General features: G+C 34.0%; 13 protein-coding genes. 2 read left to right on the top strand and 11 right to left on the bottom strand.

Annotation, left to right across the window (positions count from 1 at the left end; all coding sequences use genetic code 11):
- Positions 1–352: 352 nt before the first annotated feature.
- Positions 353–475, bottom strand: coding sequence for a hypothetical protein (locus ACQP6D_RS10840; protein ID WP_427858207.1), 123 nt, complete (start codon positions 473–475; stop codon positions 353–355).
- 9 nt (positions 476–484) lie between these two features.
- Positions 485–799, bottom strand: a complete 315-nt coding sequence (locus tag ACQP6D_RS10835) for a hypothetical protein (protein ID WP_427858206.1) — start codon at positions 797–799, stop codon at positions 485–487.
- Positions 800–966: 167 nt separating this feature from the next.
- On the opposite strand from ACQP6D_RS10835, the gene ACQP6D_RS10830 reads away from it, so the two are divergent.
- Complete coding sequence (locus ACQP6D_RS10830) at positions 967–1,062, top strand: SymE family type I addiction module toxin (protein ID WP_427858205.1); 96 nt, start codon at positions 967–969, stop codon at positions 1,060–1,062.
- A gap of 93 nt (positions 1,063–1,155) precedes the next feature.
- Here ACQP6D_RS10830 and ACQP6D_RS10825 read toward each other — a convergent pair whose 3' ends face one another.
- From ACQP6D_RS10825 to ACQP6D_RS10815, 3 genes are all read right to left on the bottom strand, one after another.
- Positions 1,156–1,395, bottom strand: coding sequence for an SMI1/KNR4 family protein (locus ACQP6D_RS10825; RefSeq protein ID WP_427858209.1), 240 nt, complete (start codon positions 1,393–1,395; stop codon positions 1,156–1,158).
- On the bottom strand, positions 1,380–1,571 hold the full coding sequence (locus tag ACQP6D_RS10820) for a hypothetical protein (RefSeq protein ID WP_427858203.1): 192 nt from the start codon (positions 1,569–1,571) through the stop codon (positions 1,380–1,382). The genes ACQP6D_RS10825 and ACQP6D_RS10820 overlap by 16 nt, the downstream gene beginning before the upstream one ends.
- A gap of 69 nt (positions 1,572–1,640) precedes the next feature.
- Complete coding sequence (locus tag ACQP6D_RS10815; RefSeq protein ID WP_427858208.1) at positions 1,641–1,976, bottom strand: VENN motif pre-toxin domain-containing protein; 336 nt, start codon at positions 1,974–1,976, stop codon at positions 1,641–1,643.
- Between the two features lie 47 nt (positions 1,977–2,023).
- Here ACQP6D_RS10815 and ACQP6D_RS10810 point away from each other — a divergent pair, with 47 nt between their 5' ends.
- Complete coding sequence (locus tag ACQP6D_RS10810; protein ID WP_367486897.1) at positions 2,024–2,569, top strand: RNA 2'-phosphotransferase; 546 nt, start codon at positions 2,024–2,026, stop codon at positions 2,567–2,569.
- Here the strand turns inward: ACQP6D_RS10810 and ACQP6D_RS10805 are convergent.
- The 6 genes from ACQP6D_RS10805 to ACQP6D_RS10780 form a co-directional block, all read right to left on the bottom strand.
- Entirely contained in the window at positions 2,566–2,964 is a 399-nt protein-coding gene (locus ACQP6D_RS10805) for an SMI1/KNR4 family protein (protein ID WP_370389329.1), read from the bottom strand. The two genes, ACQP6D_RS10810 and ACQP6D_RS10805, sit on opposite strands and share 4 nt — an antisense overlap.
- Before the next feature lie 5 nt (positions 2,965–2,969).
- Positions 2,970–3,890 (bottom strand): hypothetical protein, encoded by a 921-nt coding sequence (locus tag ACQP6D_RS10800; RefSeq protein ID WP_427858201.1) that lies wholly within the window; start codon positions 3,888–3,890, stop codon positions 2,970–2,972.
- On the bottom strand, positions 3,884–4,087 hold the full coding sequence (locus tag ACQP6D_RS10795) for a hypothetical protein (RefSeq protein WP_427858200.1): 204 nt from the start codon (positions 4,085–4,087) through the stop codon (positions 3,884–3,886). The genes ACQP6D_RS10800 and ACQP6D_RS10795 overlap by 7 nt, the downstream gene beginning before the upstream one ends.
- Before the next feature lie 141 nt (positions 4,088–4,228).
- Complete coding sequence (locus ACQP6D_RS10790) at positions 4,229–4,873, bottom strand: hypothetical protein (protein ID WP_427858199.1); 645 nt, start codon at positions 4,871–4,873, stop codon at positions 4,229–4,231.
- A gap of 32 nt (positions 4,874–4,905) precedes the next feature.
- The gene (locus ACQP6D_RS10785; RefSeq protein ID WP_427858197.1) at positions 4,906–5,169 is read right to left on the bottom strand and encodes a hypothetical protein; all 264 of its coding nucleotides are present in this window, start codon (positions 5,167–5,169) and stop codon (positions 4,906–4,908) included.
- Positions 5,151–5,776 (bottom strand): VENN motif pre-toxin domain-containing protein (locus ACQP6D_RS10780; RefSeq protein WP_427858196.1); only part of this gene is annotated, 626 nt, incomplete at its 5' end. The genes ACQP6D_RS10780 and ACQP6D_RS10785, both read right to left, overlap by 19 nt.

Genomic DNA, 5,776 nt, shown 5'->3' with positions numbered 1-5,776 from the left:
TGCGGAGACTCAGCATCATAAAAAGCATTCCTATCTTTTTGGCCTTTGATAATCGCAGCTCCTTCAGCATAATAACCTTTATACCAATCCGATATACTACATCCTTCTAATAACAGATTGATACTAATCAAAATTAATAAGCGTTTTTTACTTGGTCAGTAGTACTGCATGACGTTTTTTACCTTCATAGTTAAGAAAATGTCTGCTTGGGGAAATGCTTGGTTTATTCTTTGGCTAAATGGTCTAGGGGTATTTATCGGTACAGTAAAAGGCATCAGAGTATCTGCTGACGTTCTCATACACTGACACCCGTTAATTAGCTATAGGTGAAACAACTTAGTAATTACATGTCTTATTGGTTTTCAGGAACTATTTCACCACGAGCCCTACGCTCAGCACGACGTTTCTCTTCTAGTATTGATTCATAAGCATCAAATGAGGGTGTTCCGCGTTTTTGCATACATTGCTCGTACATGGGTTGATTCTATACACCATTTAGAAATCCTATTCTTGCTACTCGATTTTCCGGTTTTGAAGCCATTTCTAAGCAATAAGCATTATTCTGTTCTCTCAGTGCTTTCATTTGCGGCGATTCTGCATTATAAAAAGCCTTTCTTTTTTTTTGTTCTTTTACAACTGCTGACCTTTCTACATAAAAGCCGTTATACCAGTCCGATATACTACACCCTTCTAATAACAGACTAAGGACTGTCAGAATCACTAACCTTGTTTTACTTAAACGGGTCTGCATAGTATTTCTTACCTTCATAGTTAAAGCGGTAGCTGGTTTCGTCGCCATTGCCATGTCCTTTGACGGCATTCACTCCGGCAGTAATACCTAACTTTGGACCACCTGAACCAATGCTGATGGATAACTTGGTCTACTTTGTCCTGCGGACTGATAATGCTCAGTTTGCCGCCAATGTCTGCATTGATACTGTTGACAGTGGCCTGTGACTACTATCAGTGTGGCTGGAGCAGGTAGGCTTTTATGTGGGATGCCCTGTTATCATTCAGATTGAACAGGGCAAGTTGGTAGTAGAGATTGATTTGCTGCTTTAGAACGATATTAAAGAACTCTATTAATTTTTAATTGGTTATTTTCATGATTTATTTAATTATGATCTTAATTCTAAATTTTAACTAATAAACTATTTAATCTCCATTAATCCATACTTGTTCTATCCAATCTGCAAGATCTTCCCAAGAATCATTGCTATAGCCATCTGGTGTCCAATAATGTACTTTACCATTTGGAAGTAAACAATAATAGCTACCATTATCCTCACATATTGGTAGCCAATCTTCAGGTAAACCTAGCTCCCTTGCTTCATTCAATACTATTGATAATTCAGAAGGATATTTTTTTTCTTTTGTTACTAATAGTAATTCAATTGTTCCATAAAAAATATTATCTGCTTCTTTAAGAAGCTTTCTGTAATCTTCTGGAAAACAAAGTTAATTTCTTTCTCATAATTATCAAGCAAATTATCATCAGGAAGAGCGACATTAATTACCTCTCCATTTGATAATTTTTTTAAATGTTCAATAACGTTATTTAGATCACTCATTGATACTCCTATTATTTAAAATCATTTGCTCTATTTTTCCAATAATTAGAGCGCCATTTGTTAAACTGATTACGATTTATTCCCGAAAGAAATAGTGTTTGGATTAATATGAATATTTGAATGATTTTCCTTATGAAACGATTGTGTAATTTCTGATATAGTACCATCTTGTCTTTGAGTCATATTTTGTACTACTGTTTTTTTCAGCGTTTCATTTATTTTTCTTTCCTGTGCATTAAGCTTGCTTTCTCCTTTACTGTTAATTAAGGCATTATTCTCTACTGCATTTTGCCCAAGCTCTCCCGCTATCTGCGCATTGCTCAGTGATCCTCCGCTTAGTCCCCCTGCTACTGTCCTTATCGCTGACGATAGGTCTTTTATGCTTCCTTTTACGTTTTCCTGCAGATGGTAGATTTTCCCGCTACAATGTGGGAATTATTCAGGAAATAAATATGAGCAAACAACTAGATAAAATAAGTAAATTTTTAAGCTATATTTTGAGACATCAACCAGAAGCTATTGGAATCACAATAGATTCTGATGGTTGGGTCAATATCGATAGTCTAATCATGCAAGCTAATCAACATGGAGAACCTCTAACTAGAGAGTTGATTGAGCAAATTGTTAAAACAAGTGATAAAAAACGTTTTACGATTTCGGATGATGGTCTAAAAATACGTGCAGCACAAGGACATTCAACTCAACAAGTAAAAATTAACCATGTAGAACAAATACCTCCAGAGTTTTTATATCATGGCACTGCAACCCGATTTATTGATTCCATTAAAAAACAAGGATTAGTTGCTGGTAGTCGTCATTATGTTCATTTATCTGGTGATGAGAAGACAGCTAATAAAGTCGGAGAAAGACATGGGAAACCGATAGTATTAAAAGTAAAAACCTTGCAGATGTATCAACAAGGTTTTAAATTTTATTTGGCTGATAACGGTGTTTGGTTAACTAATACTGTTCCTAATACTTTTTTAATATTTGATTAAATCTTATCTAATTCAGCCATTTCAGCTTTATATTGGGCTGATTCTTCTTTGGCTTGTTTTAACCATTCATCAAAATTACAAACACTACCTCTGTTTTCCCATCCAGAAGAAGCAAAAGCATGAACAAAGTATACTTTAGGATTTCCTGATTTATCCGAGCCATCAAAACAAACAATATCATCAGTATTAGACGCCTTGGCAAATGGTATCAATTTTCTAGTTGGATATTGTTTTTTTAATTCAAATAACCATTGTTTAGCAAAATTTTCAAATTCATATAAAAACCACCATGGCTCTAAATCAAGAACGTCTTGTTTAGAACAAATTTTTAAAAAAGACAAAGGATATTTAAACCCTTCAGGTAATTCTTCTTTCGAATACAAGTAATGAGCCATATTTATTATTCTTTAGGTTTACCACTAATGCGAGGGGGAGCATTTGAACCAAATGGATTATTTTTACTAAATCCACCTGACTGTTTATTAAGCCTTCCAGTTATTGCTTTTCTCCAAGTTATAGGTATAAACCCTTTTTTGGGATCAGAAAATCTATTTACTTCAGATGGTGAAAGCTTATCATTAAAATTTCTATCATTAGCTTTAATATCTATACCAGCTTCTCTAGCTGCTGCTATTCTTGTGTTATCCATACTTGTAAATTTGCCGTCAGGCATTTTAATTACATTAACTGGATCTCTTTTCCAACCATTAGTTTTCAAGTTTGTAACAAGATCGTCATAAGTATATTTCATATCAGTTCCTCGTTCTACTTTATTATAAGAAACCGTATTCTGTAAGAATCTAATTTCATTAGGATTTAGATTAGATATATTATTGACTGCCCCCTTTCCAGCATTCCCACCCACTCCTTTTCTAATTTTATCTTCCTTTATTAGATTAGCCACATTTTCTTTTTGCTTAACCATTTCTGCTACATTTCCTGCCTCTTTCGCTTTTTCATAGGCTTTTTGTGCAGTATGCATTTTTTTAGCCAAATCACCAACAAGTGGCACTACTCCAATTGCGGCAAATACATAATCCCCAACCGTCTCTGCTTCATACAATCCCTTTATATCTCCTATTATTGGTATAAAATCTATTACATTGCTTATAATAAACTTAGCTCCATCCTTTTGAACTTCTTCTCTTTTTCTTTGACATTCGCTTGAATTTAAGTTTTTACAAATTAATTTGATAAATTTTTCTTCATTCAGCTTTATAGTTTTTTCAGGAGTTGTTCCAAAATAAGGCCAATCATTATTGTTTAGGTTATTGTCCACAGCCGTATGCGCAGCCTGATTACCCTGTGCTGCATTTACCATACTGTCGCTCCTGTCGCTGCAGCGATCAGGCCTGCTATGGCTGAAATTGTGGCTTTTTCATCAGCGGTTAAATCCACTGTTTTTTTGCCATATAGCCATTGTGACAGTATTGGAGTAATTGCCTCTGCCCCAGCTGTCGCCAAGTCTCCAGCAAGGCCATCATTTCCTCCGGCTGCGGCTACTGCTATTCCTAACATGGCATTATGTGCTGTTTCATGACCGGCGGTTAACTCATCTTTAACTCCTGTAATCTGGTTTTTATGAGCCTAAATTTTGATGTACTGTCCAATTTGATACGAAAGTACTATGCTGGCCGTAGCGCAGATAATGCCTCTTAATTAATCGTCAGGTACGCAATCATCAAATCCGAACCCTTTTATTCTACAAAATGGTAGTCCTCTTTGTCTTTTTTCTTCATAAATAATTACTCTATTAATAAAATCAGTATTAAATCCATTTGCCAGCATATAGTTTCCAAAGAGTCGTCCAATATATTTGGTTTTTAGAATAGATGGTGGTACCGGATTTGTTGTACACAAATTACTTATATCTTTAATATTCGCCTGTTTTACTGAAAATATATTATCTTTATGACAATCTTTCTTATCTGAGTACAAATCTGTACATGAAGCCTTAAGCAATCTTAAAAGTTCATCTGGTGAGTAATATCCCGGTTTAAAAATGGTAATAACATTGTTATTAATAATATCTATATAATCAAAATAATTATTTTTAAAATTTATTTTGATCGTATAACTTCGATGATTATCTCTCATTATGCCATAATAGATTCCATCTAAATCTTTATTTTTATTAGATACGTTTAAATCAGTAATGTAATGGAAGTCACCATTTATTTTCGAACATATATTAGCTGTAGCGTTGTCTTTATAAAGTATAGCTTCTGTAACTAAGTCATGTGCCAAGACATTTTCTGCATAAACAAATATCAACATCATTGTAAAAACATAAATTCTTTTCATTTTTGCTCTCCAATTAGGCTTTATTTTTAAATTCAGTTTCGTTTTGTGTTTTTATCCTCGATAACTGTGGCAATCGGCTTTAGGGGATATTCATATTTTTTTGTACTATCCTGTTCATAAGTATAGTATGTTTTTACAACTTTATCTCCAAAATCATGTGTGAACTGAATGACATCCATTCCTTTCCATTTGGTTACAAAAGGTTTTGTTTCTTTGTCAGGATGAATTACGTTATCTGGGTATTTCTCTTTCAGATATTGATACTCTGCATTTCTCGCTAGATTATGAGATGGCATGAAGATATTTTCTTTTTATATTCATTTTTTATAGTACCATCATCATTAAATATCTCAGATTTAATTTGCTCATAATTTTCTGTTTCAAATCTTTCTTTTGTTAAATGTAGTATAAATAAATACAATGCTTCAGTATCTGAATTATAAAAAAATTCCTTTGTGACATTTACATCACCAGTAGAATAATCATCAACTGTCGTGTGATTTTTAACTATATATTTTGGATCAGAAATCAATCTTAAATATATATCCTCATTCTTATTGATTGCATCTATTATTGTTTTATTCGCCACATCTGTGGGGTTTAGAGTACCTCCTTTAGGGTTATCCGATACTAATACAGGTGGATTTTGAGTATCATCATAATGATAACCATCAATTACGATTCTATTCTTTTCGTCTAATTTATACTTATACTGTTTTTGTGCTTTATTTAATAAATCCAGATAACGTTTTTTAGCGGCTTTGTCACCGGTAACTATCAGCCGATTATTATCCACAGCCGCATGCGCAGCCTGATTACCCTGCGTTGCATCTGCCATACTTCCACCCGCTACCGCTCCCGTAGCCGCTCCTGCCAGTCCTGATATTGCTGATACAGTTGCTT

Source organism: Snodgrassella sp. CS2, assembly GCF_050310315.1.
Taxonomy (GTDB): domain Bacteria; phylum Pseudomonadota; class Gammaproteobacteria; order Burkholderiales; family Neisseriaceae; genus Snodgrassella; species Snodgrassella alvi_E.
This window is presented reverse-complemented; position numbering and strand designations above follow the sequence as displayed.